A 26,524-nucleotide genomic window follows, 5' to 3' on the forward strand; every position below is an offset into this window, starting at 1 on the left:
TCAGGAAATATTGCCTCTTGGGGCGATTCCTACTGCAAGCATGCCATCTTCATATGAACTAGCGAACAATCCCCGCCACATTTGGGTAAACTAGCGCCTGCTTTCCGGTGCGGCGCTGCTTCCACTGCCTGCCGGGGCAATCAACCAGAAAATTGCATGTCAGACAAAACAATAATGCTGCTTCACACCACCTCCTGGCCGCGCGAGGGACTCGTTTCCCGGCGTAGTGCCGCACGATCGACCTGGTGGCGCCGCCTTGCCGCTCCGGCGACCCTGGCGGGTCTGCTGGCGCTGGCCCTGCCGCAAGCTGCCCTGGCCTTCGATTTCAACACGGTGGCCGCCCGCGCCAAGGCGCTGGCCGGCAAATCGTACAAGAAGCCCGACGATGACCTGCCCAAGTCGCTCAAGGACCTGAGCTACGAGCAGGCCAGCCAGATTTACTTCCGCGATGACAAGTCCTACTGGCGAGCCCAGAAGCTGCCCTTCGAACTGTCCTTCATCCATCTGGGTGCCAGCTACACCGAGCCGGTCAAGATCAATGAAGTGGTCGGCGACTCGGTGCGCGAGATCCACTTCAATCCGGCACTCTTCGATTACAGCGCCAACCGCAGCGTCGATCCGCGCACCCTGCGCAATATCGGCTTTGCGGGTTTCCGCATTCGGTTCCCGCTCAATTCGGCCAAGGTCAAGGATGACGTGCTGACCTTCCACGGCGCAAGCTACTTCCGCGCCATGGGCAAGGGGCAGAGCTATGGCCTCTCCGCGCGCGGGCTGGCCATCGATACCGCGCTCTATTCGGGCGAGGAATTCCCGCGCTTCACCGAATTCTGGCTGGAGCGTCCTTCGGGCGATGCCAAGGAACTGGTGATCTATGCGCTGCTGGATTCGCCGCGCGCCACCGGGGCCTATCGCTTCGTCCTCAAGCCCGGCGTGGATACCGCCATGGACGTCAAGGCCCAGCTTTACCTGCGCAGCAATGTCACCAAGCTGGGCATTGCCCCGCTGACCAGCATGTTCCTCTTCGGCGAGAACCAGCCGGGTCCGGCCGACGACTTCCGTCCGGAAGTGCATGACTCGGATGGCCTGTCGATGCAATCGGGTACCGGCGAATGGCTGTGGCGTCCGCTGGTGAACCCCAAGCGCCTGCTGGTGACGTCGTTCTCCTTCGACAATCCGCAGGGCTTTGGCCTGATGCAGCGCGACCGCAACTTCTCGCACTACGAAGACCTGGACTACAACTACCAGTCGCGCCCCAGTGCTTGGGTCGAGCCCAAGGGCAAGTGGGGTTCGGGCCGCGTGGAGCTGGTACAGATCCCTACGCCCGACGAGACCAACGACAACATCGTGGCCTACTGGATTCCCAATACGCTGCCCAAGCCGGGCCAGCCCTTGAATGTGGAATACCGCCTGTCCTGGCAGAAGGACAACGAGAAGCGTCCGCCGCTGGCCTTCGTCACCCAGACCCTGTTCGGCCACGGCTATCGTCCCAAGCAGGAGGGCAAGCCGGATGAGGTGCAACAGCTGGCGATCGATTTCGATGGCGGCAACCTCAAGAAGCTGCCCGCCAATGCGCGTGTGGAAGGCGTGGTCGAGGCCGATGCCAATGGCAAGCTGGCCAGCGTCACCACTCGCAAGAATGAAATAACCGGCGGCTGGCGCGTGGAAGTCAAGCTGCGTCGCCTGGAAGAAAACAAGCCCGTCGAGCTGCGCGGTTTCCTGCGCAACGGTAACGGCGGCACAACCTTGTCTGAAACGTGGAGCTACATATTACCCCCCAACTAAGGCAGACTGCGGCAGCCTCGCAGACGCTGGAGGAATACCTCGCGCGTCTGCCGCTGTCGCCTGAGCAACGCCAGGACCTGGCCGCGCGCGCGGGTGCTATCGGCTCCGACGATCCGGTCGTTGACCTGCACCGTGTGCTGGCCGAGGCCTCCGGGCGCGATGCCAGCCTGGTGCCGGCCGCAGCGCAAGCGTCGGTCGATGCCCGCCTGCGTCTCATGTATCCCGCCGCGCAGCCGGCACCCGTGCCTGCTGCGCAAGCGGCACAAGCGGTGCAGGGTGCGCCCGTTCCCCCCATCGGTGAAGAGCGCGGCCAGCCGCGCATTCCGGTGGGCCCGCCGATGCATCGCAAATCGATGGTCCCGCGCCCGTGGGGCGAACTCAATCCGTTCTCGCGCTGGGTGGAAGAAGAAAACCGCCGCCTGGAACGTCGTCCCAGCCGCTGGCGCCGCGCCCGCAAGGGCCGCGCCAAGGTGGCTGAAGCCGCTCCGCCGGTGGACGATGAACCGCGCTACATCGAAGATCACCTGGACCAGTCCGAGGCCCCCGATCCCAAGGGCCACTGGCAGCATACGGGCAACATCCGCCGTGTCACGCTGCTGGTGCTGATGGCGCTGCAGACCTCGATGGCCACCTATTTCATGAGCGACGTGCTGCCGTATCACGGCACCAAGCCGCTGGAGATGGTGGTGCTGTTCCTGTTCGGGTTGCTGTTCCTGTGGGTCTCGGCCGGTTTCTGGACGGCCATGACCGGTTTCCTGCTCCTCATGCGCGGTGACGACAAGTACCTCATCTCGCACGAGAAGGCAGGCAATACCGAGATCGCCCCGGAGGCCCGCACGGCCATCGTCATGCCGATCTGCAATGAAGACGTGGCACGCGTCTATGCCGGCCTGCGCGCGACTTACGAGTCGCTGGAGCGCACCGGTCAGATCGAGCATTTCGACTTCTTCATCTTGAGCGACAGCGGCGAAGCCGACATCTGCGCCGCCGAAGTTGCCGCATGGGACCGCCTGTGCCGCGAGACCGGCGGCTTCGGACGCATTTTCTATCGGCACCGCCGTCGCCGCGTCAAGCGCAAGAGCGGCAACCTGGACGACTTCTGCCGCCGCTGGGGCGCCGACTACCGCTACATGGTGGTGCTGGACGCCGACAGCGTCATGACCGGTGAATGCCTCACCAAGCTGACCCGCCTGATGGAAGCGCATCCGGGCGCCGGCATCATCCAGACCGCGCCGCGCGCAGCCGGCCGCGATACGCTGTATGCGCGCATCCAGCAGTTCTCGACCCGCGTGTATGGCCCGTTGTTTACCGCTGGCCTGCATTACTGGCAATTGGGCGAGTCGCACTTTTGGGGGCACAACGCCATCATCCGCCTGCAGCCCTTCATGAAGTATTGCGCGCTGGCGCCGTTGCCGGGCAAGGGCAACCTGTCCGGTCCGATCATGTCGCACGACTTCGTGGAAGCGTCGCTGATGCGCCGTGCCGGCTGGTCGGTGTGGATCGCTTATGACCTGGACGGCAGCTACGAGGAAATGCCGCCCAACCTGCTCGATGAATTGAGCCGTGACCGCCGCTGGTGCCAGGGCAACCTGATGAACTTCCGCCTGTTCCTGGCGCGCGGCATGCACGCGGTGCATCGCGCCGTGTTCGTCACGGGTGTGATGGCTTACGTGTCGGCGCCGCTGTGGGGGCTGTTCCTGATCCTTTCCACGGTGCTGCTGGCGGCCCATACGCTGATCGATCCGCAGTATTTCACGGCACCGCGCCAGCTCTTCCCGATCTGGCCGGAATGGCATCCGGAGAAGGCGCTGGCGCTGGTCTCGGCCACCGCCACCATCCTGTTCCTGCCCAAGATCCTGGCTGTGCTGCTGTTTGCGGTGAAGGGCGCGCGCGGCTTCGGCGGTGCGCTGGCACTGTTCGTGAGCATGGTGATCGAGTTGCTGTTCTCGATGGCGCTGGCTCCGGTGCGCATGCTGTTCCATACCCGCTTCGTGCTGGGCGCCTTCCTCGGCTGGAACGCCGGCTGGAAGTCGCCGCCGCGTGCCGACAATGAAACCGGCTGGGGTGAGGCGGTGCGCCGCCACGGCTGGCATTCGGTGCTGGGCGTAGCCTGGGGCGCGCTGGTGTACTGGCTCAATCCGTCCTTCATCTATTGGCTCATTCCCATTGCCGGTTCGCTGGCCGTGTCGGTGCCGGTGTCGGTGTTGTCGTCACGCGTGACGTATGGCCGTGGCTTCCGCCGTGCGGGGCTGTTCAAGATCCCCGAAGAGACCACGCCACCGTTTGAACTGCGCGAAACCGTGCGCCATCACGAAGAGACACCGCCACTGCCGGGCTTCGTTGAGGCCGTGGTCGATCCGTCCGTCAATGCGTTGATCTGCGCTACCGCGCATGCACACCCGCACGTGCCCCAACTGACGCAGCATCTGCGCGAGAAGCTGGTGCGCACCGCGCTCAAGGACGGACCGGATGCGCTGAACGACAAGCAGAAGAACAGCATCCTGGAAGAGCCGGGCCTGCTGTCGCAACTGCACCAGGCGGTCTGGAGCGGTGCTGCCGAGGTCCATCCGGACTGGCATGCCGCCCGCCAGCTGCCGGCGCCCGCCATCGCCATCGCATCATCGGCAGTGGCCGCCTGAGGGGGCGGGCCACGACCGGAACAGGGGACGGCCGAAGACATTCGGCCGTCATCTTTTGCAGGGATCATCACGCATTGTTGACCCTGAATGAACGCTTGCCGCCAGTGACATGACCGAGCCGCACGACCATCTTCCGCACGCTGTCCCGACCACCCATGCGCCTGCCCGGCAGAAAGCCTGGTGGAGCGTCGTCGCGCTGGTGCTGCTGCTGGGCGGCGGCTATGCGCTCTATGCGCGGCAGTCGCCGCCTCCGGCCCCGCCCAAGCCGATTCCGGTGAAGCTGGAGACGGTCGCCGTCGAACGTGCCGACCTGGAGCAGGTGGTCAATGCCACCGGCAATGTGGTGGCCCAGGATTATGTGGATGTCGGCTCCAAGGTGGCCGGGCAGATCTCGGATGTGGAAGTGGTGATCGGCGAGGCGGTCAAGGCCGGACGCCTGCTGGCCACCGTGGCCCCGGCCGTGCAGAACAGCCGCATCGAGAGCAACCGCGCCACGCTGGCGCGCCTGAAGGCCGAGCTGGCCGGGCAGAATGCCCAGCTGGACTTTGCGCAACTGCAGTTCCAGCGCCAGACCCAGTTGAAGGCCGAGAACGCCACCCGCGAAGAATCCTACGAATCCAGCCGCATGAACATGTATGCGGCGGCCTCCCGCGTGGACGCCACCAACGCCCAGATCCAGCAGACCGAAGCGGCCATCCGTGAAGATGAGGCCGTGCAGAAGCAGACCCGTATCGAAGCGCCCAGCGGGGGCACCATCGTCACCCTCAATGCGCGTCCCGGCCAGATGGTCAGTGCCAACCAGGAAGTGCTGATGCGCATCGCCGACCTGTCTCGCATGACGGTGCAGGTGCCGGTGTCGGAAGAGGACGTGACGCGCCTGCAAAAGGGCATGACCGCGTATTTCACCACCCCCGGTTATCCCGGCAAGCGCTGGAGCGGCAAGCTGCGCCAGATCATGCTGCTGCCCACTGACGACTCCGGCCGCCAGGGCAAGAAGGCGTATTACACCGTGCTCTTCGATGTGGCCAATCCCAGCCGCGAACTGATGAGCGGCATGAGTGCCGACGTGTATTTCGTGCTGGCGCGGGCGGAAAACGTGCCGACCATTCCGCGCTCGCTGGTGACCAAGCCCGGCATGGATGGCACCCAGACCGTCAAGGTGGTGGCAGCCGATGGCACCCTGGAGAGCCGCAAGATCAAGATCGGCATTCGCGATGGCGAACGTGCCCAGGTGCTGTCCGGTCTCAAGGAAGGCGAGCAGGTGCTGCTGCCGGCCAATCCGCCGGCGCCTGCTGCCGGCACCAGGTAGTCGCGCCCCGTTTTTCATTCGTTTCCGTCCGTCGACGTTCAAGGCCATGACACTGCGTAGTTCACTGCTGCTCAATTCTTCTCCATCGCTACGCGCGGCGCGTGTGGCGATGGCAGTCGCGCTGGCCTTGGCCGTGGGCGGCTGCGTGACCCGCGAAGCGCAGCCTGATCCCATCCTTGAAATGCAGGTGCCTGACAAGTGGAATGGCGGTGCCTCGGCTGACGTGGCCCATGCCGAGCAGCTCTGGCCCGATACGGACTGGTGGAAGCAGTTCGGCAGCAGCGAATTGTCGAGCCTGGTGCAGGAAGGCCAGAACAACAATTACGAGATCGCCGCCGCCTTCTCGCGCATCAAGCAGGCCGAGGCGCAGGCCCGCATTGCCGGTGCGCCCCTGTTGCCCAATGTGGGCCTGAACGCCGGCGCCAACCGCGAGATGCCCATCTCCGGCGGCACGCCCACCAACAGCGCCAATGCCAGCCTGCAGGTGAGCTACGAAATCGATTTCTGGGGCAAGAACCGCGCGGGCGTGGAAGCCGCCGAAGCGACCCTGCGCGCCAATCGCTACGACCGTGAGACCGTGGCCCTGACGGTCACCAGCGGCATCGTCTCCACCTACCTGCAGGTACTGTCGCTGCGCGACCGGCTGGAGATTGCGCGCCAGAACGTCAACAATGCCGAACGCGTGCTGCGCCTGGTGGAAGCGCAGAGTCGTGCCGGTTCGGCCTCGCCGCTGGACCTGGCGCGCCAGCGTTCTGCCTTGGCCAACCAGCGCCAGCTGATCCCCGACCTGCAGCAGCAGGAGCAGGATGCGCAGACCGCGCTGGCCATCCTGCTGGGCCGTCCGCCGCAGAATTTCAAGGTCGAGGAAAAGGGCCTGGCCAGGATCCAGATGCCGCGCATTTCGGCGGGCCTGCCGTCGGAACTGTTGACGCGTCGGCCCGACATTCGCCGCGCCGAAGCCAATCTGGCGGCGGCCAATGCCAATGTGGCCGTGGCGCGGGCTTCGCTTTTCCCCAGCATCTCGCTGACCGGTTCCACCGGTGCGCAGAGCAATGCCTTGCTGTCGCTCTTCAATGGTCCGAATCTGTTTGCCAATCTCGGCACCAGCCTGATCGCACCGATCTTCGACGGCGGCAACCTGCGCAACCAGCAGGCGCTGGCCGAGGCGCAGAAGGAAGAACTGGTGCAGGTGTATCGCCAGCGCGTCATTACCTCGCTGTCGGAAGTGGAAAAGGCACTGGGGGCCATCCGCAGTCTGGAAGAGCGCTATCGCCTGAAGGTCAATGAAGTGGACCAGGCGCGCTTCGCCTTCGAACTGGCCGAAATCCGTTATCGCGCCGGGGCGGAGGACCTGCTGGTGGTGCTCGATACCCAGCGCACCTTGTCGGAGGCGCAGAACCAGCTGGGCCAGATCAAGCTGCAGCGCCTGCAGGCGACCGTCTCGCTCTACAAGGCCCTGGGCGGCGGCTGGCAGGACAAGCAGGTGCCGGGCGATACCGGCACCAGTACCGACACGGTCTCCTGAGCGCAGGCTGCAGGCTCAGGCCTGCGCCCGCCACTCCTGCACCAGCAGGTGCACCAGTTCCCCCACCGTATAACCATCCCGGATGAGCGCTGCGCCCTGGCCGGCCCAGTGGGCGCCGAACTCGTGCACCTCCCTGGCGGTGGCCATGGCATGCAACTGCTTGCCGGCGTCGTAGGCGGCGGGGTACGCAGGAATGGGGGCTGCAGCCGGTGTGTCGATTTCTTCCATGAAGCGGTTGACGATGCCCCGTGCGCGGCGGCCGGAGATGGCAGCGGTCACGCGCGTGTGTTGGGCACGTGAACTCTTGAGCAGATTCCTGTAGGCCGCGTTGGCGCCCGATTCGCGCGTGAGCAGGAAGGCCGTGCCCAATTGCACCGCCTGCGCGCCCAGCCGCAGGGCCGCCGCAATGCCGGCACCATCCATGATGCCGCCGGCGGCGATCACCGGTAGCCGGCACTGCGTGGCCAGCAGGCGCACCAGGGCGAAGGTGCCGATCTCTTCATCCTTGTGTTCATCGAAGATGCCGCGATGGCCGCCGGCTTCAATGCCCTGCGCCACGATGGCATCCAGCCCGGCTGCTTCGATCTGGCGGGCTTCGTCCAGGTTGGTGGCGGTGGCCATCAGGAAGACCCCGGCGTTTTTCAGTGACCGGATCACGGCCGCATCCGGCAATCCGAAGTGGAAGCTCACCACAGCCGGGGGCTGTTCCAGCAGCAGTTGCTGCATGTCGCTATCGACGATGAAGCTCTGGTAAATCTCTTTGAGGGGCAGGCTGATGCTGCCGCCGAACTCATCCAGATGGCCTTGCAGGTGCTTGATCCAGGCCGCATCGCGGGCGGCATCCAGCGCGGCCGGCTGATGGCAGAAGACGTTGACGTTGAAGGGTTTGTCGGTCAGTGCATGCAATTGCGCCAGGGCTTCGCGCGCCTGCGCCACCGTAGAGGCGCCCAGCGCCAGCGAGCCCAGCGCGCCCGCATTGGACGCCGCAGCGGCCATGGTCACGGTGGAAGTGCCCGCCATGGGGGCCTGGATGATGGGATGGGCCAGGCCCAGTCGTTGCAGCAGCGCGTTGGACATGCGAACTCCGGAAGCGCAGGCCGGCGCGCCACGGCACCGGCTTGCCGAGGTGGATCAGACCGCCATGGGCGCGGTCAGCGGGGCGTGGTGCTGGTAGTTGACCAGCGAGAAGTCGCTTGGCTCGACCAGTTCCAGCCATTGCGGGGCGTACTCCCCGGTGTTGGCGAATTCCGGGACGCGCTCGGCGATGGCCAGTTGCGGCAGCGGATAGGGCTCGCGCGTCAACTGCTCCTTGACCATGTCGATATGGTTTTCGTAGATGTGTGCATCGCCCACGAAATAGCTGAACCAGCGTGGCTTGTAGCCGGTCAGGCGTGCCACCAGGTGCAGCAGCGCCGCGCCTTCGGCCAGGTTGAAGGGCGTACCCAAGCCGATGTCGTTGCTGCGCACGTACAGGCAAAGCGATATCTCGCCGGTACTCTGGTTGGGCAGGAACTGGTACAGCAGATGGCAGGCGGGCAGGGCGATTTCGTCCAGCACCGCGCAGTTCCAGCCGTGGAAGAGGATGCGGCGGCTGCCGGGATTCTTGACGATGGTGTCCAGGCACTCGCGCAACTGGTCCACGGCCTTGTAGAGCAGGACTTTTTCCACGCCCTTGTCCTGCAGCGAGGAGACGATGGCAAAGCCCTTGGCCCGGGCCGCGTCGATCTGCGCGGTGAGGGCGGCATCGATCAGCTTGTAGGCCGGCCATTCTCGCCACTGCACGCCATACACCGGGCCCAGGTCATCGGTGCCGGTGCGGAAAGGATTGGCCAGCCAGTCGGCATTTTCGTTGGCGTTCTGGTCCCAGACCTTGCAGCCCAGCGCGCGGAAATCGGCCGCGCTGCGGGTAGCGCGCAGGAAGCCGCACAGTTCGCCCACCACCGACTTGAAGGCCAGGCGCTTGGTGGTCACCGCCGGAAAACCCTTCTGCAGGTCGAAGCGCATCATGGCGCCGGGAATGCTCAGGGTGCGGATGCCGGTGCGGTTGTCTTGCCAGGAGCCATTGGAGAGCACGTCCTGGATGAGGTCTTGGTATTGTTTCATTGCAATGTTCGGGAGGCTGGCCGGGAGGCCGAAGGATGGGGGATTGTAGCCTATCGACGGCCTGAACATCGGTTGTCGCAACAGCTTGTCATCGCAGCAATATGAAGAAAAACACCGGAGGTGGTCACCCGCTCCGGTGTCATCGACGGGGTAGCGCCTGCCTCAGAAACCGACGTTCTGTCCGCCCTTGAGCTGCAGCATCGCGCGCGCTTCGTCAGGGGTGGCCACCTGCAAGGAAAGCGCCTCGATCACGGTGCGGATGCGGCGCACCTGGTCGGCATTGCTCTTGGCCAGTTGGCCGGGGCCATCCCAGAGTGAATCTTCCAGCCCGACGCGGGTATGCCCGCCCATGGCGGCGGCCATGGTGGCAATCGGGATCTGGCCGCGCCCGGCACCCAGCACCGACCAGAAGTAGGCATCGCCGAAGAGGCGGTCGGCGGTGCGCTTCATGTGCATGACATCTTCGACATCGTTGCCGATGCCCCCGCGCAGGCCGAATACGGACTGGATCAGGAAGGGCGGCTTGATCAGGCCGCGGTCGATGAAGTGCGCGGCCGTGTAGAGATGGCCGATGTCATAGCACTCGATCTCGAAGCGGGTCTGGTTGGCGCTGCAGGATTCAAGGATGTAGGCGATGTCCTTGAAGGTATTGCGGAAGATGCGGTCGTCGGAGCCTGCCAGGTAGGGCTGTTCCCAGTCGTATTTGAACTCCTTGAAACGGTTCAGCATTTCATACAGGCCGAAGTTCATCGAGCCCATGTTCAGCGACGCCACTTCGGGCTTCAACTGCAAGGCCGGTTGCAGGCGTTCTTCCACCCCCATGGTCGGCGCGCCGCCCGTGGTGAGGTTGATGACCACGTTGGAGGCAGCCTTGATCTGCGGCAGGAATTTGCGGAACTCGGCAGGGTCCTGCGTCGGTTTGCCGTTCTGCGGATCGCGCGCATGCAGGTGCACGATGGCCGCGCCGGCGTCGGCTGCGGCCAGGGCTTCATCGCGGATCTGCTCGGGCGTGACGGGCAGGTAGGGCGACATCGAGGGGGTATGGATGGCACCGGTGACGGCGCAGGTGATGATGACTTTGCGAGGCTGGGCCATGGGGCTAGCTCCTGGAGAGGATGAAGGAAAAGAAAGCAGGTGGTTGCGTTGGCTCAGGCCAGCGTTTCCACGTTGCCGCACACCGACAGGCTCTGGCCGCTGATGGCCGCACCGGCGGGCGAGCAGAGGAAGAGGATCTGGTTGGCGATATCCTGGGCGCTGACCATGCGCCGCAGCGAGACCTTGGAAAGCAGCCGTGCGCGCATTTCTTCATGTTCGATGCCATAGGCCGCCGCCTTGGCCGCCACGATACGCTCCTGGCGCGGCCCTTCGACGATGCCGGGCAAGACGGCATTGACGCGGATGTTGGACGGCCCCAGTTCGATGGCCCAGGTTTCGGTCAGCCCGATGACACCGTACTTCGACGCCGAATAGGGCGTGCGCAGTGCAAAGCCCAGCCGGCCAGCCACCGAGGAGATGTTGATGATGGCGCCGCCGCCATTGGACTTGAGCAGCGGCACCGCACGCCGGGTGCAGAGGAAGGGGCCGGTCAGGTTGATGGCGATGGTCTGGTCCCATTCGGCCGGGGCGATGTCTTCTACCGGAAGGGTCGGGCCGGCGATGCCGGCGTTGTTGACCAGCACATCCAGCCGGCCATCCCAGCGCGAAGCCAGGTCGGAAAACATGGCGTCGACCTCCTCCGGCCTGGCCACGTCAGTGCGGCTGAAACTCACCGCCGCACCTGCCAGGCGGGCACGGGCATCGGCCAGGAAAGCCTCATTGATGTCGCAGACATGCACTTGCGCGCCTGCTTTGATGAACGTTTCGGTAATTGCGAGGCCGATGCCCTGGGCACCGGCGGTGACGATCACTTTCTGGTCCTGCAGATTCAGTTCCATGGGTTTGTCTCCTGAGGGGGATCATCCGTCCCGGGTGCCAGCGCGGGCTGGTCTTGTCGTGGTGGGGCGGTTGGGTGCGGACGACTGTAGTAGAGCCGGGCCGCAGCGTCAACGACAGCATCCTGACCTGGTGCCCACGGGCAAATCCGCTGATCCCGCCGCCGCAGCCCGTGGCAAAAGGGCTGGCGCGCAGCGGCGTGCAGTGCGGGGCTTGGCGAGGATGAACAGATTGCGCCGCAGGGAAAAACTTTCATCAATGGCAGGGGATGGCGAGGGGGGAGGGCGCCGCTGTGGCACTGCATCAATTTTCGCGGGGGGACGGCGCGCTGTTGGTACAATGCCCACTTTTCGCCACCTTCCCTCTTTCACACAGGCTTATGGATATCCTTCTGTTCCTGGTCGATTTCATCGTCCACATCGACCGTCACTTGGCCGAACTGGCCGTTTCCTATGGACCCTGGCTGTTCCTGATCCTGTTCCTGATCATCTTCTGCGAAACCGGCCTGGTGGTCACGCCCATCCTGCCGGGCGATTCGCTGCTGTTCGTCACCGGCGCACTGGCCGCTACCGGCGCCTACGATATCCACCTGATGCTGTTGACCCTGATCGTGGCTGCCATCCTGGGCGACAGCACCAACTACCAGATCGGCAAGATGCTGGGCATCAAGGTGTTCGACAAGCCAAACTCGCGCATCTTCAAGAAGGAGTACCTGGAGAAGACCCATGCCTTCTTCGAAAAGCACGGCGGCAAGGCCATCATCATTGCCCGCTTCGCCCCCATCGTGCGCACCTTCGCGCCCTTCGTGGCGGGCGTGGGTGCGATGACCTATTCGCGCTTCTTCCTTTACAACGTCATCGGCGGCATCGCCTGGGTGGCCAGCTTCGGCTATGCCGGCTATTTCTTCGGCAACCTGCCCATCGTCAAGAAAAACCTGAGCCTGCTCATCGTGGCCATCGTGGTCCTGTCCATCCTCCCGGGCATCATCGAGTACTTCCGCCACAAGCGTCGTCCGGGCTGATTGCTCCACCGACGCCGAGGCAATAAAAAATGCCGGTCAGCGCAGAGCTGACCGGCATTTTTCTTTCGCGATCCGGGTGGGAGCGGCTCAGTCCTGCTTGCTGCCGTATTGCACATCCGGACGCAACGGCGTCTTGCTGGACGCGGCCCGCACATATTGCGGCGGCCATGCCACGTCTTCGCGCAACTGCTGTGCGGCATGCAGCGGCCAGTAGGGATCGCGCAGCAGTTCGCGCGCCAGCAGCACCAGGTCGGCCTGGCCAGTGCGCAGCACGTGTTCGGCCTGGATCGCTTCGGTAATCATGCCGACCGTGCCGGTGGCGATGCCGGTCTCGTTTTTCACACGCGCGGCAAAGCCGGTCTGGTAACCGGGGCCGACAGGGATGGCCGCCGAGGGCAGGTTACCGCCCGTGGAGACATCGACCAGATCGACACCCATGTCACGCAGGCGGGCCGAGAGGGCGACCGTATCATCGGCGTTCCAGCCGCCTTCGGTCCAGTCGGTGGCCGACAGGCGCACCAGCAGGGGCAGCTCGGCCGGCCAGACGGCGCGGGTGGCTTGCACCGTTTCCAGCAGGAAGCGAATGCGATTCTCAAAACTGCCGCCGTACTGGTCTGTGCGCCGGTTGCTCAGCGGCGAGAGGAACTGGTGGCCCAGGTAGCCGTGTGCACCGTGCAGTTCGATCACCTTGAAGCCGGCCGCCAGTGCGCGTTGTGCGGCATCGGCAAAGGCTTGGACCAGCGCGGTGATCTCGGCCACTGTCAAGGCGTGCGGTTCGGTATAGGTGGTGTCGAAGGGCAGGGCCGATGGCGCCTGCGGCAGCCAGCCCCCCTCGGCCACCGGGACGCTGCCGGCCGGGCCATCCCAGGGGCGCAGGGCGCTGGCCTTGCGGCCGGCATGCGCCAGCTGCACGCCAGGCACCGCACCCTGCTGTTCGATGAAACGGGTGATGCGGCGCAGGGGCGCGATGTGCTCATCCTTCCAGATACCGAGGTCGGCGCTGGTGATGCGGCCTTCCGGGACGACTGCCGTGGCCTCCATGATGACCAGGCCGGCCCCGCCCACGGCGCGGCTGCCCAGGTGCACCAGGTGCCAATCGTTGACGAAGCCGTCCTCGGCCGAGTACTGGCACATCGGTGAGACGGCGATGCGGTTGGGCAAGGTGACTCCGCGCAGGGTCAGGGGCGAAAACAATTGACTGCTCATGCAAGAACTCCTGTCATGTCGTGGCATCCGGGAGATGCCGAGATGCGCAGTCTAGGGGATTTCCGGAAAATGCGTCGGCGGTCCCCGCTGTGTTCCCTCATTGCGTCTCGAACTGCAGGGCCGCCAGGCTGGCGTAGAGCCCATCGCGCGCCACCAGTTCGGCATGGGTGCCGGTCTCGACGATGCGCCCGTGTTCCAGCACGATGATGCGGTCGGCCCGCTGCACGGTGGCCAGCCGGTGCGCGATGACCAGCGTGGTGCGGCCGACCATGGCGGCTTCCAGGGCGCTTTGCACCAGCCGTTCGGATTCGGCATCCAGCGCGCTGGTGGCTTCATCCAGCAACAGCAGCGGCGGGTTCTTCAGCAATGCGCGGGCAATGGCGATGCGCTGGCGCTGGCCGCCGGAGAGACGCACGCCGCGTTCACCGAGGAAGCACTGGTAGCCGTCCGGCAGGCGTTCGATGAATTCATGGGCTGCGGCCATCTGGGCGGCGGCGATCACTTCGGCGTCGCTGGCACCGGGGCGGCCAAAGCGGATGTTTTCCATGGCATTGGCCGAGAAGATCACGGTGTCCTGCGGCACGATGCCGATCGCATTGCGCAGGTCTTGCAGGGTCAGGTAGCGGATGTCCACGCCATCGAGCCGGATGCTGCCCTGCTGCGGGTCGTAGAAGCGCAGCAGCAGCTGGAACAGGGTGGTCTTGCCGGCTCCCGACGGACCGACCACGGCCACCGTTTCTCCTGCACGCACGTCCAGCGAAAAGCCCGACAGCGAAGCGGTCCCGGGGCGCGAGGGATAGTGGAAGTCCAGCGCCTCGATCTGCAGTGCGGCACCGTTGGCGGTGCGCGGCGGCAATTTTTCCGGCAGCAGCACCGACTGCACCGGAGACTGGGCCGCCAGCAGGTCGAGCAGGCGTTCAGTGGCACCGGCAGCACGCTGGGTATCGCCCATTACTTCCGAGAGTGCACCGAGCGAACCTGCGACCAGGGACGCGTAGAGGATGAACTGGCCCAGCTCGCCCCCGCTCATGCTGCCTTGCATGACCGCATGCGCGCCCAGCCACAGCACGAAGACGATGGCGCCGAACACCAGCAGGATCGCCACCACCGTCAGCAGCGAACGCGCGCGGATGCGGTCCATGGCGGTCTGGAAGGCGCACTCGACCGAGTCGCCGAAGCGGCGCGCCTCGATCTCTTCATGGGTGAAGGCTTGGACGGTCGGCATGGCGTTGAGGATTTCACCGGCCATGGCGGCGGCGTCGGCCACCCGGTCCTGCGAGGCGCGCGAGAGCTTGCGCACGCGGCGGCCGTAGAACACGATGGGCAGCACCACGGCGGCCAGCATGACGATGATGATGGAGGTCAGCTTGGCACTGGTAATGAAGAGCATGCTCATGCCGCCCAGGAACAGCAAGGCATTGCGCAGCGCCATCGAAATGCTGGTGCCCACCAGGGTCTGGATGAGCGTGGTGTCGGTGGTCAGGCGCGAGAGCACTTCGCCGGTCTTGGTGGTTTCGAAGAATTCGGGACTCTGCGTCACCACGTGGGCATAGACCGCGCTGCGCAGGTCGGCCGTGACGCGTTCACCCAGCCAGGACACCATGTAGAAGCGCGCCGCCGTGGCCACTCCGAGCACGCAGGCCACGCCGAACAGGGCCACGAAATACAGGTTGATATGAGTGGCGCTCTTGCTGCCGGCCGCCCCAAAGCCGAGGTCGATCATCTGCTTGAAGGCATAGGGTACCGCCAGCGTGGCGCCGGCCGCCACCAGCAGCGCCAGGCCGGCCAGCAGGAATTGCTTCTTGTAGGGGGCGAGAAAGGGGCTCAGTCCGCGCAGCGCCGCCAGGGCCGATTTGCGGGCGGTGGGCGAATCGGTGGCGAGCGTCACGTCTGCAGCAGGGGAGGCATTGCGGGGAGGAGTCGTGGATGACATGGACATGGATGAGCGGTTGAGACAGCCAGATGAAGCGCGCCGTGCATGTTGCCACACGGCCAGTCGCTCTGCAGCGCAGAGAAAATCTTGTTGCTGCGTTGAACCACCGGGCGGCTGCCTTAGTCGGAAGAGGCATAAGTATAGACAGTCCGCGCATTGAGCGCAGTTTGCGCATCCGGGCGATGTTGTTCGTCAGCCATTGCCTGCCTGCATCCCCCTGCTACATTATGCGGATTCGAGGGCATCAGCTCGACCGGAGCAGCGCAGCAGCAGGCATCAGCATCATCCCAACCCCATCACAGGCAAGGAGAATCGCTTGGCCCAACCCGCACTGATCCCCTCCCGCTGGGAGGACGCGCCAGACCAAGGCGCACCGCAGGCCGAACTGCTGGCCGGGCTCGCCGCCCCCGAGGCAGTCATCTCTCCCAAGTACTTCTACGATCCGCTGGGCAGCAAGCTCTTCGAGGCCATCTGCGCCTTGCCCGAGTATTACCCCACCCGCACCGAAGCGGCCATCCATGCCACCCACCAGCAGGCCATTGCTGCCTCGGTGGGCCAGGGCTGTACGCTCATCGACCTGGGTGCGGGCAACTGTGCCAAGGCGGCCTCGCTGTTCGCGGCCTTGCAGCCGCGCCAGTATGTGCCGGTGGATATCTCCGCCGATTTCCTGCATCAGTCGGTGGCGGGTTTGCAGGAGCGCTTCCCGCAACTGCCCATGCTGCCGCTGGCCATGGATTTCTCGACCACGCTGGAACTGCCCGCTTCCGTCGATGGGCAGCGCCGCTTGTTCTTCTATCCCGGCTCTTCCCTGGGCAATTTCGATCCCCGGCAGGCACTGGCATTCCTGCGCCGCGTGCGCGCCGCCTTGCCGCCCGGAAAGGGCGATGGCGGCATCCTGATCGGTCTGGACCTGGTCAAGGATGTGCGGGTGCTGGAGGCGGCCTATGACGACGCCATCGGCGTGACCGCATCCTTCAACCTGAACGTGCTCAACCACGTCAACGCCTTGACTGGCGCCGATTTCAACCCCCGCGACTGGCGCCATGTGTCCTTCTACAACGCCCGCCAGCAGCGCATCGAAATGTATCTGGAAGCGCGGCGCGACCTGATCGTGCGCTGGCCGGATGGGCGTCGCACCTTCCGCCAGGGCGAGCGCATCCATACCGAATACAGCCACAAATTCACCGAGCAGGACATTCTCGGCCTGCTGGAGCAAGCCGGGTTCGGCAACTGCCGCATGTGGTTCGACCAGCGGCGCTGGTTTGCGGTCTGCCATGCGCAGGCGCGCTGAGAGCCGCTGCCGTTGCTGGATGCGCGATCAATGATTCACCGATATTTGCAGGAGACCGGATGCCTTCCGTCATCACCCACGCCCCCGACGCCATGCAAGATGAAGAGCAGAACATCGGCCCCATGGCAGTGGTGGCAGCCGCCACGGCGGCCACCATCGATGCCGTCATCGATGCCGCCGTGCAGCAGGTCAACCACCGTCCGCGCGAGCGCCTGGGGGGCCGCTACCGGCGGCTGCGCCGGCAGTCGCTGCTCATTGCCGAACCGCTGTCGGCGGAGGATTGCTGCGTGCAGGCCATGCCCGACGCCAGCCCCATCAAATGGCACCTGGCGCATACCACCTGGTTCTTCGAGACCTTTTTGCTGGAACGTTTCCAGAGTGGTTTCACGCCCTTCCATCCGCAGTTCCGCATGCTCTTCAATTCGTATTACGAAGGGGTAGGGGAGAAATTCCCGCGCCCGCAGCGCGGCCTGCTCACGCGTCCTTCGCTGGAGGAGGTGCTGGCTTACCGCGAGCAGGTCGATGCGCGCATGCTGTTGCTCATCGATGCGCTGGAAGCGGATGCCCATGCAGACGCCGGGGAGGGCGGCAGCGAACACCCGCAACTGGCCGGCTTCCTGTCCCTGCTGGAATTGGGCATGCAACACGAGCAGCAGCACCAGGAGCTCATGCTCACCGACATCAAGGTGCTACTGTCGATGAACCCGTTGCAGCCAGCTTACCAGCCGCTGCCGATGAGCTTGCGGCTGGATGATCCGGCTGAGCTGGATTTGCAGTGGCATCGTATCGAAGCGGGCGTGGTCGAGATCGGCCACGCTGGCAACGGCTTCTGTTTCGACAACGAGACACCGCGCCATCGCCAGTTCGTCGAGGCTTACCAGTGTGCTTCGCGTCTGGTGAACAATGCCGAATACCTGGCCTTCGTCGAGGCTGGCGGCTATGAGGATGCCGGACTGTGGCTCTCCGAAGGCTGGGAGTGGAAGAAGCGGGAGGGCCTGTCGCATCCGCTGTACTGGCGCCGGGGCAGCGAAGGAAGGTGGCAGGAATTCACCGAGTACGGTGTGCAGCCGTTGCAGCCGCATCGCGCCGCCGTTCACCTCTCGTATTACGAGGCCGACGCGTACGCTCGCTGGGCTGGCGCGCGCCTGCTGACCGAAGCCGAATGGGAACATGCCGCGGCTCGCCTGCAGGGAGGCGGACGTGAATTCTTTGGCGTCGCCTGGCAATGGACCAGCAGCAGCTATGCCCCGTATCCGGGCTTCACGGCCGCCGCCGGTGCGGTAGGTGAATACAATGGCAAATTCATGGTCAACCAGTACGTGTTGCGGGGGTCCTCGTCGGCCACGCCGCTGAACCACGCACGGCTGACCTATCGGAACTTCTTCCCCGCCACTGCGCGCTGGCAGGTCAGCGGTATCCGCCTGGCCCGCCAGGGCTGATCGTCTTCGACCCTGCGGTCCTGCAGCCCGGGGCCGTCAGCGACCCTGGGCGGCAACGGCTCAGAAGGTCTCCCACTCTTCCGATTTGTCTTCCTTGGTGCTGGCCGGCAGCGCGCGCGGCGCCGGCGTGGCAGGCGCAGCACGCACTGCCTGCGGCTTGGCGGCAGCGGGTTTGCCAGGCAGGGCTGATGCTGGTGCCGGTGCAGCTGCGCGCAGGGGGGCAGTGCGCAGTGCCGGCGAGGGCGCTGCGCCCACATCATCGAGACGGAACACACTCACCAGTTCCAGCAGGCGCTGTGCCTGATCCTGCAGCGCCTGTGCGGCGGCTGCGGCTTCTTCCACCAGGGCGGCGTTCTGCTGGGTGGTGTTGTCCATCTGCATGATGGCCTGGTTGACCTGTTCGATGCCATCGCTTTGCTCGCGCGTGGCAGCCGAGATCTCACCGACGATGTGGCTGACCTGCTCGATGCTCTGCACGACCTCATCCATGGTGCTGCCGGCCTGGGCGACCAGCTCGGTGCCGGCCGTGACCTGGCCGACGGAGTCATTGATGAGCTCCTTGATTTCCTTGGCGGCGGTCGCCGAGCGTTGCGCCAGGCCGCGCACTTCCGATGCCACCACGGCGAAGCCGCGTCCCTGTTCGCCGGCGCGGGCCGCTTCCACGGCGGCATTCAAGGCCAGGATGTTGGTCTGGAAGGCGATGCCATCGATGACCGAGATGATGTCCACGATCTTGCGCGAGGAGTCGTTGATGGCGCCCATGGTCTGCACCACCTGCTTGACGGCCTCGCCACCCTGGTTGGCCACCTGCGTGGCATTGCCGGCCAGCTCGCTGGACTTGCGGGTGTGATCGGCATTCTGCTTGACGCTGGAGGTCAGCTGTTCCAGCGAGGAGGCGGTTTCTTCCAGGGCGCTGGCCTGTTCTTCGGTGCGCGAGGACAAATCGAGGTTGCCGGTAGCGATCTGGGTTGAAGCGGTGACCATGGAGTCGGTGCCGCGCCGCACTTCCAGCACGATGGCCTTGAGCTTCTGGTTCATGGCGGCCAGGGCTTGCAGGAGGCGTCCGGTTTCATCGGTGGAATGGGCGTCAATGACGGCGGTCAGGTCCCCGGCGGCGACGGTCTCTGCCACTGCCACCGCGCGGCTCAGCGGGCGGGTGATGCTGCGCGAAATGGTCCATGCGATGAAGGCGGCGAAGAGTGCCGAGACGATGCCAGCCACCAGCATGATGTTGCGCGTGGTGGTGTAAGTGGCTTCGGCATCCTCAACTGACTGGTCCATCAGCTTCTGCTGCATGTTGGAGAGATCATCGAGCTGGCCGAAATACACCTTTTGCAGTGGCACCATCTTTTCCAGCATCAGCTTGATGGCCGTATCTCTATCCCCAGTAGTGGCGAGCCGTTCGATCTCCCTGCGCAGGGCCGCGTAGCTCTTGCGGGTTTCGGTGACCTTGTCGAATTTGGCACGGGCCTCCGGATTGGCAATCAGGCGCCCCAGTTCATCGTAGAGCTTGGTGTTCTCTGCAGAGAGCTCATCAATGAGCTTCTGCTCATTGGCAACCTGCGCCGGATCGGTCATCAGCAACCGGTTGCGCAGCGAGATGGCGACATCATCCACCTTGCCGGATATGCTGTTGATGATGTTGATTTTCTTGTAGCGGTCATTGACCACCAGATCCAGTGTCTTGTTGATGTCACCCAGGCGCGCCAGGCTCAGTGTGACGATGGCAGCGATCACCACGATCAAGGCCAAGAATCCGATGGCCAGACGTGTAGAAATGTTGAAGTTGTTGAAGCGCATGATTTTCCCCCCGAAAAATGTGGCTGCGGCTTGCTTGTATTGGGGCCGGGACGCGCGGCCTTGAACTGGTGTGACGACCAGAAAATCTATCATAAGCCAGTTACGTTCATTGAGGACGTTTGACTCAAGCAAATTCTGCAGAATTGTCCGGCGTCAAGAAAAGGCGCGGTGGGCGCGGATTTCCGCGCGTCAACGTGGTGGGCAAGCCACAATGGCAGGAGGACAAGATCAACGGCTGAGCTTGGTGCAAGCGCCAAGCCGTTAACGCAACAACGCCGCCCGGTAGGACGGCGTCGGGTTCAGGAACTGGCCGGGATCGCCGGCCGGATTCCGTTTCAGGCAGCCTTGGCCTGTGCGGAGCCACCCTGGTTGGCGCTCTCGCTGATGGCGATCTGGCGGTTCACGGCAGACAGCACGGCCTTGAAGGAGGCAGTCACGATGTTGGCATCGATGCCAACACCGAAACCGGTCGGCGCTTCGTTCAGGCGCAGCTCGATGTAGCTGGCGGCCTTGGCGTCGGCACCGGCGCCGATGGCGTGTTCATGGAAGTCCATCAGCTTGATGTCCAGGCCCAGTGCGTGCACGAAGGCATCGATGGGACCGTTGCCGCTGCCGCGCACGGTGACCGGCTGGCCATTGCGCACGATGTCGACTTCGATGTTGATGGACTCGGCCTTGGCGGTGTCTTCCGACATGCGGTGCGCGCGATAGACGTAGGGTTCGACGCGCTCCAGGTATTCACGCTGGAAGATGGCGTGGATGTCGGAGGCGGCGATTTCCTTGCCGGTGGCATCGGCCTCACGCTGGATGGCGCGCGAGAACTCGATCTGCAGGCGGCGCGGCAGGGCCAGGCCGTATTCCTGTTCCAGCAGGTAGGCCATGCCGCCCTTGCCGGACTGGCTGTTGACGCGGATGACGGCATCGTAGCTGCGGCCCAGGTCGGCCGGGTCGATCGGCAGGTAGGGCACTTCCCAGATGGCGTCGGGCTGCTGCTTGGCGAAGCCCTTCTTGATGGCATCCTGGTGCGAGCCGGAGAAGGCCGTGAAGACCAGGTCGCCGACATACGGGTGGCGCGGGTGAACGGGGATCTGGTTGCACTCTTCCACGACCTGGCGCACCACGTCGATGTCGGAGAAGTCCAGGCCCGGGTTCACGCCCTGGGTGTACAGGTTCAATGCCAGCGTGACCAGGTCGACGTTGCCGGTGCGCTCGCCGTTGCCGAACAGGCAGCCCTCGACGCGATCGGCGCCGGCCATCACGGCCAGTTCGGCCGAGGCCACGGCGGTGCCACGGTCATTGTGCGGGTGCACCGAGATGATGGCGCTGTCACGATGCTTCAGGTTGCGGCACATCCATTCGATCTGGTCAGCATAGACGTTGGGGGTGGCGCACTCCACGGTGGAGGGCAGGTTCAGGATGATCTTGCGCTGCGGGGTGGCACCCCAGGTTTCACAGACGGCATCGCAGATCTCCTTGGAGAAATCCAGTTCGGTGGTGCTGAAGGATTCCGGCGAGTATTCGAAGCGCCATTCGGTGCCCGGGCGCGCATCGGTCAGTTCCTTGACCAGGCGGGTGCCGGTGACGGCGATGTTCTTGATCTCCTCGCGCGACATGTTGAAGACGATCTTGCGGAAGGCCGGGGCCACCGAGTTGTACAGGTGGACGATGGCCTTCTTGGCGCCTTCCAGCGATTCGACGGTGCGGCGGATCAGTTCTTCGCGCGACTGGGTCAGCACGATGATGGTGACATCATCGGGAATGCGGTTCTCGACGATGAGCTTGCGCACGAAATCGAAATCGGTCTGCGAGGCGGAGGGGAAGCCGACTTCGATTTCCTTGAGGCCAGTCTTCAACAGCAGTTCGAAGAAGCGCAGCTTGCGCTCGGCGTTCATCGGTTCGATCAGGGCCTGGTTGCCATCGCGCAGGTCGGTGCTCATCCAGATCGGCGGCGTGTCGATGACCTTGCTGGGCCAGGTGCGGTCGGGCAGGTCGATGGCGGGGAAGGCACGGTATTTGGCGGCGGGGTTGCTTAACATCATGATGGACCTCTTGGTTTCCGGATGGCGTGGAATGCTTCAGTTCATTCAGTTCAATTACTGGAATGCTTCAGTGCGTCAGATGTGGCGGATCGGGTTGCCTGGCTGCCACGAGCGCGTGGCCAGGCAACCCTTCATAGAGCCAGAGGCGGCATCTCCCGCAGCGCGCGGCCAGCCTGCAAGGGCTGCGTGCGCTGGTTGCGGATTGTGCGGATCATCGAATGCATATGCTTCGCCTGGTGGGCGGCGACACCAGCTCCCATTATGGATAGCCCGTCACTGCCTGGTTGTACTGCCGGATGCTGCTGGATTTTTTGGAGTTGCCGGATCGCGTGGAGTCAGCGGAAACGGCAGGAACTACGGATTTTAGCGCGAGGCTAGTAGTAGCGACACCGATAGCAACGCTAGCAGGGCGCTGGCGCTGTTGTGGCGGATGGAAGTGATTGCTGCGGAAGTCATCCGTGCAATGTAGAAGATCGGGCTGGCGTCTGTCAAGGGCTATCTTTTTTACAAGCGTAAAAGAAGAGCGCATTCCAATAATTTCGTTGCTAGAATCGTCTTGTTAATAACCGGCCGGTCATTTATTTGTATTGCTGGCGCATCAATTCCTTGTGAGGATGGAACGCTGCCGGGCGAAAATGCTCCAAAACAAGCGCTGCAGTGGTCCTTTTTCAATATCAATAGCAGGCTCACTTGTCGTACCGGCACCAGCGCCTGCCACGAACAACAAACAAAGTAGGGCGACGCTTCTGCCACCCCGGGAGCGCATCGCCAGCAACCCTGATCATCCATGCAAAAACGCACCGACCTCATCGTTTGCGAAGAATGCGACGCCGTCTACCAGCGCATGACGCTGGGCGAGCGCGAGATTGCCCGCTGCCTGCGCTGCGGCGCCGAGCTGGAGCGCGATACCGGCCGCCGCCTGCAGCACCTGCTGCCGCTGACCATCGGGGCGCTGATCCTGTTCGTGATTGCCAATACCTTCCCCATCGTCACCATCGAGCTGCAGGGCTTGTCCAGCCAGACCACGTTGATCGGTGCGGTGGTGGCATTGACCCGCGATGGCATGTCCGAAGTGGCGCTGCTGGTGCTGGCCACGACCTTGCTGTTCCCGCTCATCCAGCTCGGTGTGCTGCTTTACCTGTTGCTGCCCGGAGCACGGGATGCCCGGCCACCCGGCTTCGTGCTGCTGGTGCGGCTGATGCAGGCGGCCCGCCCATGGGGCATGATCGAAGTCTTCATGCTGGGCGTGCTAGTAGCGCTCATCAAACTCTCCAACATGGCCGAGGTGATCCCCGGTCCGGCACTATGGTCCTTCGGCGGATTGACGGTGCTGCTGACGGTCGTGGTGTCCTTCAATCCGCGCTACCTGTGGCACCTGTGGGAACAGCAGCAAGCCGAGCAATACGGTGACAACGAGGCTGGTGCATGAGCCTCTTCAAGCGCCAGGCCGCCCCGCATGCGCCCGACATCACCCAGGAGCCGGATGAAGACCTGCAGGTGCAGGATGCCGCGTCCCTGGGCGTGATCGGCTGCCATCACTGCGGCACCGTATGGGAAGGCGCCCAGCCCCATCAACCCTGCGGCGTGTGCCACGCACCCCTGCACGTGCGCAGGATAGATAGCCTCACGCGTACCTGGGCGCTCCTCATTGCCGCCTGCATCATGTACATCCCGGCCAACATGATGCCGGTGATGGTCACCAGCACCTTGTTCGATGAGCAGCGCGACACCATCCTCTCCGGCGTCATCTATTTCTGGACCTCCGGCGAATGGGGCCTGGCGCTGGTGGTATTCGTGGCCAGCTTCCTGGTGCCGCTGTTCAAGCTGGTGGCGCTGGGCATCCTGGTGTTCTCGGCCCGCCGTCGCAGCCGCTGGCGCCGCCTGCAACGCGCCAAACTGTATCGCGTGGTCGAAGCCATCGGACGCTGGTCCATGCTGGACGTCTTCGTCGTCTCGGTACTGACCGGGCTGGTCAAGATCCACGGGTTTGCCAACATCCACGCCGGCATCGGCATCGCCGCCTTCGGTGCGGTGGTGGTGCTGACCATGCTGGCCTCGCTGGCCTTCGATCCGCGCCTGATCTGGGATGAGCGCGTAATCGATCCGTTATCGGACGCCCCGAGCAAGCCTCACCCAGGACCAGTTTCTCCCCATGACAACGCCAACAAGCCACAGGAAACCGCATGACTCCACCCGACCATTCCGATGACAAACCGGCGCTGTTGCAGCCGCGCCGCGCACGCCAGCGCAACTGGCTGCCCTCGCTGGTGTGGCTCATTCCCATCGTTGCCGCCATCGTCGGCCTGACCCTGGTGGCCAAGATCCTGGTCGAGCGTGGCCCGGTGGTGACCGTCAGCTTCCGCTCCGCTGAAGGACTGGAAGCCGGCAAGACCAAGGTGAAATACAAGGATGTCGAAATCGGCCAGGTGCAGAGCCTGAAGCTGGCGGCCGACCGTTCGCATGTGCTGGTCGGTATCCAGTTGAACCAGGATGCCTCCGGCTTCAATGCCGAAGACACGCGCTTCTGGGTGGTCCGTCCGCGCATTGCCGCCTCCGGTATTTCGGGATTGGGCACCTTGCTCTCCGGTGCCTACATCGGTGCCGATGCGGGTGCTTCGGAAGAGACCAAGAAGAACTTCGTCGGCCTGGAGCAGCCTCCCATCGTCACCCGCGATGCCTCGGGGCGCCAGTTCGTGCTGCATACCGATGACCTCGGTTCGCTCGATATCGGGTCTCCCATTTTCTATCGCCGCATCAAGGTCGGGCAGGTGGTCGCCTATGACCTCGACAGCGATGGCCGGGGCGTGACGCTGCGCATCTTCGTCAATGCACCCTACGACAAATTCGTCACCCAGGCCTCGCGCTTCTGGCATGCAAGCGGCTTCGACATGGAACTCAACGCCAGCGGCTTCAAGCTGCATACGCAGGCGCTGTCGACGGTGGTGCTGGGTGGTATTGCCTTCCGCGACCGCGATGAAGAGCGCGTGAGTCCGCCAGCCAAGGAGGGCAGCGAATATGCGCTGGTGGAAGACGAAAGTGCGGCCATGAAGGAACCGGACGGCGTACCGCAGACCGCATTGCTGTATTTCGACCAGTCGCTGCGCGGCCTGCAACCGGGCGCCACCGTGGACTTCCGCGGCGTGGTGCTGGGTGAGGTCAAGAGCATCGGGGTGGAATACGACAAGGCACGCGGCGAATTCCGCATGCCGGTGCTGATCCAGATCTATCCGGATCGGTTGGGCCGTCGCTTCCACGAAGAGACCGGCGAACAGCGCCGTTCCAACGCACAGTTGCTGCGCATGCTGGTCAAGCGCGGCATGCGTGCCCAGCTGCGCAACGGCAACCTGTTGACCGGCCAGCTGTACGTGGCGATCGATTTCTTCCCCAAGGCCAAGCCGGCACAGATTGATCCGGACAAGGTCCCGCTGGAACTGCCGACCATCCCGGGCAGCCTGGATGAATTGCAGCAGCAGCTCTCCGACATTGCCGGCAAGCTCTCCAAGGTGCCGTTCGACGAGATCGGCCGCGACCTGCAGACCACGCTCAAGACCTTGAACAAGACCTTGACCACGGCCGAGCAGACGGCAGCCCGCATCAACAACGACATCGCACCCGAGATGCAGGCCGCGATGAAGGATGCGCGCAAGACCTTGAATGCGGCCGAGCGTACGCTCTCGGATGACGCGCCGCTGCAGTCCGATATCCGCCAGACCATGCAGGAACTGAGCAAGGCTGCGGCCTCGATCCGTATCCTCACCGATTACCTGCAACAGCATCCGGAATCGCTGATCCGGGGCAAACAGGAGCCATGATGCACGACAAGACTTCGTTCTCCCTCAAGACCCTGGCGGCGGCCGCACTGGCCGCAGCATTGCTGGCCGCCTGCGGCAGTTCGCCGCCGACGCAGTTCTACACGCTGGCGGTACCGGCCGATGGTGCCGCCGCCTGCACGGCCAGCCAGGGACCGCAGACCTTCATCGAGGTGATGCCGGTGTCGGTGCCGGATCGCCTGGCGCGGCCGCAATTGGTGGTGCGCAGCGATGCCACCCGGGTGGAGGTCTTGGAGCAGGACCGCTGGTCCTCGCCCTTCAACAATGAGTTGCGCGATGCGCTGGCCGCTGGCGTGGCCGCAAGGCTGGGAGCCATCGACGTCTCGCGCGGCGGCCGGCCGGCGGACCAGGCCAGCTATCGCATCAATGTGGAATTGCGCGATTTCGACGCAGCCCGCAACGGCCAGGTCCAGGCCAGCTTTGGCTGGACCATCACGCGCTCGGATGACCGTCGCGGCGGGGCCTGCCGCCTGACCGTGGTGGAGCCGGTGGGTGGCGGTGCCAATGCCGACGTCGTCGCGGCCACGCAGAAGGCAGTGGGGCGGGCGGTGCAGGCGATTGCCGATAGCGTGCGAGCTTTGCAGGCGGGGCAGGGTGGGCAGTGCTCCGCGTGAATTGATATTGAGGGTTTGCAGAAATCGCTGGCGTTCTGTGATGCATGTAGAATCCCCGACG

Annotated in this window: 19 protein-coding genes; 11 read left to right on the forward strand and 8 right to left on the reverse strand. The window is 64.2% G+C overall.

The window, feature by feature from the left end; genetic code table 11:
- Positions 1-156 precede the first annotated feature (156 nt).
- The 4 genes from CEJ45_RS08985 (at position 157) to CEJ45_RS09000 (ending at position 7,255) form a co-directional block, all read left to right on the forward strand.
- Positions 157-1,782 carry a glucan biosynthesis protein G gene (locus CEJ45_RS08985; RefSeq protein WP_088754810.1) on the forward strand — a complete coding sequence of 542 codons (1,626 nt, stop codon included), beginning with the start codon at positions 157-159 and terminating at the stop codon, positions 1,780-1,782.
- A complete protein-coding gene (mdoH, locus tag CEJ45_RS08990; RefSeq protein ID WP_088754811.1) occupies positions 1,755-4,421 on the forward strand; it encodes a glucans biosynthesis glucosyltransferase MdoH in 2,667 nt (888 codons plus the stop codon). The genes CEJ45_RS08985 and mdoH overlap by 28 nt, the downstream gene beginning before the upstream one ends.
- A 109-nt stretch (positions 4,422-4,530) precedes the next feature.
- Complete coding sequence (locus tag CEJ45_RS08995) at positions 4,531-5,730, forward strand: efflux RND transporter periplasmic adaptor subunit (protein WP_088754812.1); 1,200 nt, start codon at positions 4,531-4,533, stop codon at positions 5,728-5,730.
- Positions 5,731-5,776: 46 nt separating this feature from the next.
- Positions 5,777-7,255: an efflux transporter outer membrane subunit gene (locus tag CEJ45_RS09000; RefSeq protein WP_088754813.1), complete on the forward strand. Its 1,479-nt coding sequence runs from the start codon at positions 5,777-5,779 to the stop codon at positions 7,253-7,255.
- Positions 7,256-7,270: 15 nt separating this feature from the next.
- Here CEJ45_RS09000 and CEJ45_RS09005 read toward each other — a convergent pair whose 3' ends face one another.
- The 4 genes from CEJ45_RS09005 to CEJ45_RS09020 all read right to left on the reverse strand — a co-directional run bounded on the left by CEJ45_RS09005 (position 7,271) and on the right by CEJ45_RS09020 (position 11,292).
- Positions 7,271-8,332, reverse strand: a complete 1,062-nt coding sequence (locus CEJ45_RS09005; RefSeq protein ID WP_088754814.1) for an NAD(P)H-dependent flavin oxidoreductase — start codon at positions 8,330-8,332, stop codon at positions 7,271-7,273.
- A 54-nt stretch (positions 8,333-8,386) separates the two neighbouring features.
- Complete coding sequence (locus tag CEJ45_RS09010; RefSeq protein WP_088754815.1) at positions 8,387-9,358, reverse strand: thymidylate synthase; 972 nt, start codon at positions 9,356-9,358, stop codon at positions 8,387-8,389.
- A gap of 162 nt (positions 9,359-9,520) precedes the next feature.
- Positions 9,521-10,453 carry a 3,5-dioxohexanoate:acetyl-CoA acetone transferase gene (gene kce, locus CEJ45_RS09015; protein WP_088754816.1) on the reverse strand — a complete coding sequence of 311 codons (933 nt, stop codon included), beginning with the start codon at positions 10,451-10,453 and terminating at the stop codon, positions 9,521-9,523.
- Positions 10,454-10,506: 53 nt separating this feature from the next.
- On the reverse strand, positions 10,507-11,292 hold the full coding sequence (locus tag CEJ45_RS09020; RefSeq protein ID WP_088754817.1) for an SDR family oxidoreductase: 786 nt from the start codon (positions 11,290-11,292) through the stop codon (positions 10,507-10,509).
- A gap of 377 nt (positions 11,293-11,669) precedes the next feature.
- On the opposite strand from CEJ45_RS09020, the gene CEJ45_RS09025 reads away from it, so the two are divergent.
- Positions 11,670-12,311: a DedA family protein gene (locus CEJ45_RS09025; RefSeq protein ID WP_088754818.1), complete on the forward strand. Its 642-nt coding sequence runs from the start codon at positions 11,670-11,672 to the stop codon at positions 12,309-12,311.
- A gap of 87 nt (positions 12,312-12,398) precedes the next feature.
- Here the strand turns inward: CEJ45_RS09025 and CEJ45_RS09030 are convergent, their stop codons facing one another.
- Both CEJ45_RS09030 and CEJ45_RS09035 read right to left on the reverse strand, forming a co-directional pair.
- Positions 12,399-13,517 carry an NADH:flavin oxidoreductase/NADH oxidase gene (locus CEJ45_RS09030; protein WP_088754819.1) on the reverse strand — a complete coding sequence of 373 codons (1,119 nt, stop codon included), beginning with the start codon at positions 13,515-13,517 and terminating at the stop codon, positions 12,399-12,401.
- Between the two features lie 97 nt (positions 13,518-13,614).
- A complete protein-coding gene (locus CEJ45_RS09035; protein WP_088754820.1) occupies positions 13,615-15,456 on the reverse strand; it encodes an ABC transporter transmembrane domain-containing protein in 1,842 nt (613 codons plus the stop codon).
- 310 nt (positions 15,457-15,766) lie between these two features.
- Between CEJ45_RS09035 and egtD the strand changes: the two genes are divergently transcribed.
- The gene (gene egtD, locus CEJ45_RS09040) at positions 15,767-16,741 is read left to right on the forward strand and encodes an L-histidine N(alpha)-methyltransferase (protein WP_088754821.1); all 975 of its coding nucleotides are present in this window, start codon (positions 15,767-15,769) and stop codon (positions 16,739-16,741) included.
- 59 nt (positions 16,742-16,800) lie between these two features.
- The gene (gene egtB / locus CEJ45_RS09045; RefSeq protein ID WP_088754822.1) at positions 16,801-18,180 is read left to right on the forward strand and encodes an ergothioneine biosynthesis protein EgtB; all 1,380 of its coding nucleotides are present in this window, start codon (positions 16,801-16,803) and stop codon (positions 18,178-18,180) included.
- A 60-nt stretch (positions 18,181-18,240) separates the two neighbouring features.
- Here egtB and CEJ45_RS09050 read toward each other — a convergent pair whose 3' ends face one another.
- Positions 18,241-19,980 carry a methyl-accepting chemotaxis protein gene (locus CEJ45_RS09050; RefSeq protein ID WP_088754823.1) on the reverse strand — a complete coding sequence of 580 codons (1,740 nt, stop codon included), beginning with the start codon at positions 19,978-19,980 and terminating at the stop codon, positions 18,241-18,243.
- 335 nt (positions 19,981-20,315) lie between these two features.
- Positions 20,316-22,019 (reverse strand): 2-isopropylmalate synthase, encoded by a 1,704-nt coding sequence (gene leuA / locus CEJ45_RS09055; protein WP_088754824.1) that lies wholly within the window; start codon positions 22,017-22,019, stop codon positions 20,316-20,318.
- Positions 22,020-22,806: 787 nt separating this feature from the next.
- Between leuA and CEJ45_RS09060 the strand changes: the two genes are divergently transcribed.
- The 4 genes from CEJ45_RS09060 to CEJ45_RS09075 are packed head-to-tail and all read left to right on the forward strand — an operon-like array spanning position 22,807 to position 26,463.
- Entirely contained in the window at positions 22,807-23,448 is a 642-nt protein-coding gene (locus tag CEJ45_RS09060) for a paraquat-inducible protein A (RefSeq protein ID WP_088754825.1), read from the forward strand.
- Entirely contained in the window at positions 23,445-24,206 is a 762-nt protein-coding gene (locus CEJ45_RS09065; RefSeq protein WP_088754826.1) for a paraquat-inducible protein A, read from the forward strand. Before CEJ45_RS09060 ends, CEJ45_RS09065 begins: the two co-directional genes overlap by 4 nt.
- Positions 24,203-25,831 carry a PqiB family protein gene (locus tag CEJ45_RS09070; RefSeq protein ID WP_088754827.1) on the forward strand — a complete coding sequence of 543 codons (1,629 nt, stop codon included), beginning with the start codon at positions 24,203-24,205 and terminating at the stop codon, positions 25,829-25,831. Before CEJ45_RS09065 ends, CEJ45_RS09070 begins: the two co-directional genes overlap by 4 nt.
- On the forward strand, positions 25,828-26,463 hold the full coding sequence (locus CEJ45_RS09075; protein WP_088754828.1) for a PqiC family protein: 636 nt from the start codon (positions 25,828-25,830) through the stop codon (positions 26,461-26,463). Before CEJ45_RS09070 ends, CEJ45_RS09075 begins: the two co-directional genes overlap by 4 nt.
- Positions 26,464-26,524 lie beyond the last annotated feature (61 nt).

This window comes from Herbaspirillum aquaticum, from assembly GCF_002213425.1.
GTDB classification, from domain to species: domain Bacteria; phylum Pseudomonadota; class Gammaproteobacteria; order Burkholderiales; family Burkholderiaceae_D; genus Herbaspirillum; species Herbaspirillum aquaticum.

Coding starts and splice junctions, on each gene's coding strand:
- CEJ45_RS08985 (WP_088754810.1), top strand. CDS start 157: ATGTCAGACAAAACAATAATGCTGCTTCACACCACCTCCTGGCCGCGC.
- CEJ45_RS08995 (WP_088754812.1), top strand. CDS start 4,531: ATGACCGAGCCGCACGACCATCTTCCGCACGCTGTCCCGACCACCCAT.
- CEJ45_RS09000 (WP_088754813.1), top strand. CDS start 5,777: ATGACACTGCGTAGTTCACTGCTGCTCAATTCTTCTCCATCGCTACGC.
- CEJ45_RS09005 (WP_088754814.1), bottom strand. CDS start 8,332: ATGTCCAACGCGCTGCTGCAACGACTGGGCCTGGCCCATCCCATCATC.
- CEJ45_RS09010 (WP_088754815.1), bottom strand. CDS start 9,358: ATGAAACAATACCAAGACCTCATCCAGGACGTGCTCTCCAATGGCTCC.
- kce (WP_088754816.1), bottom strand. CDS start 10,453: ATGGCCCAGCCTCGCAAAGTCATCATCACCTGCGCCGTCACCGGTGCC.
- CEJ45_RS09020 (WP_088754817.1), bottom strand. CDS start 11,292: ATGGAACTGAATCTGCAGGACCAGAAAGTGATCGTCACCGCCGGTGCC.
- CEJ45_RS09025 (WP_088754818.1), top strand. CDS start 11,670: ATGGATATCCTTCTGTTCCTGGTCGATTTCATCGTCCACATCGACCGT.
- CEJ45_RS09030 (WP_088754819.1), bottom strand. CDS start 13,517: ATGAGCAGTCAATTGTTTTCGCCCCTGACCCTGCGCGGAGTCACCTTG.
- CEJ45_RS09035 (WP_088754820.1), bottom strand. CDS start 15,456: ATGTCCATGTCATCCACGACTCCTCCCCGCAATGCCTCCCCTGCTGCA.
- egtB (WP_088754822.1), top strand. CDS start 16,801: ATGCCTTCCGTCATCACCCACGCCCCCGACGCCATGCAAGATGAAGAG.
- CEJ45_RS09050 (WP_088754823.1), bottom strand. CDS start 19,980: ATGCGCTTCAACAACTTCAACATTTCTACACGTCTGGCCATCGGATTC.
- leuA (WP_088754824.1), bottom strand. CDS start 22,019: ATGATGTTAAGCAACCCCGCCGCCAAATACCGTGCCTTCCCCGCCATC.
- CEJ45_RS09060 (WP_088754825.1), top strand. CDS start 22,807: ATGCAAAAACGCACCGACCTCATCGTTTGCGAAGAATGCGACGCCGTC.
- CEJ45_RS09065 (WP_088754826.1), top strand. CDS start 23,445: ATGAGCCTCTTCAAGCGCCAGGCCGCCCCGCATGCGCCCGACATCACC.
- CEJ45_RS09070 (WP_088754827.1), top strand. CDS start 24,203: ATGACTCCACCCGACCATTCCGATGACAAACCGGCGCTGTTGCAGCCG.
- CEJ45_RS09075 (WP_088754828.1), top strand. CDS start 25,828: ATGATGCACGACAAGACTTCGTTCTCCCTCAAGACCCTGGCGGCGGCC.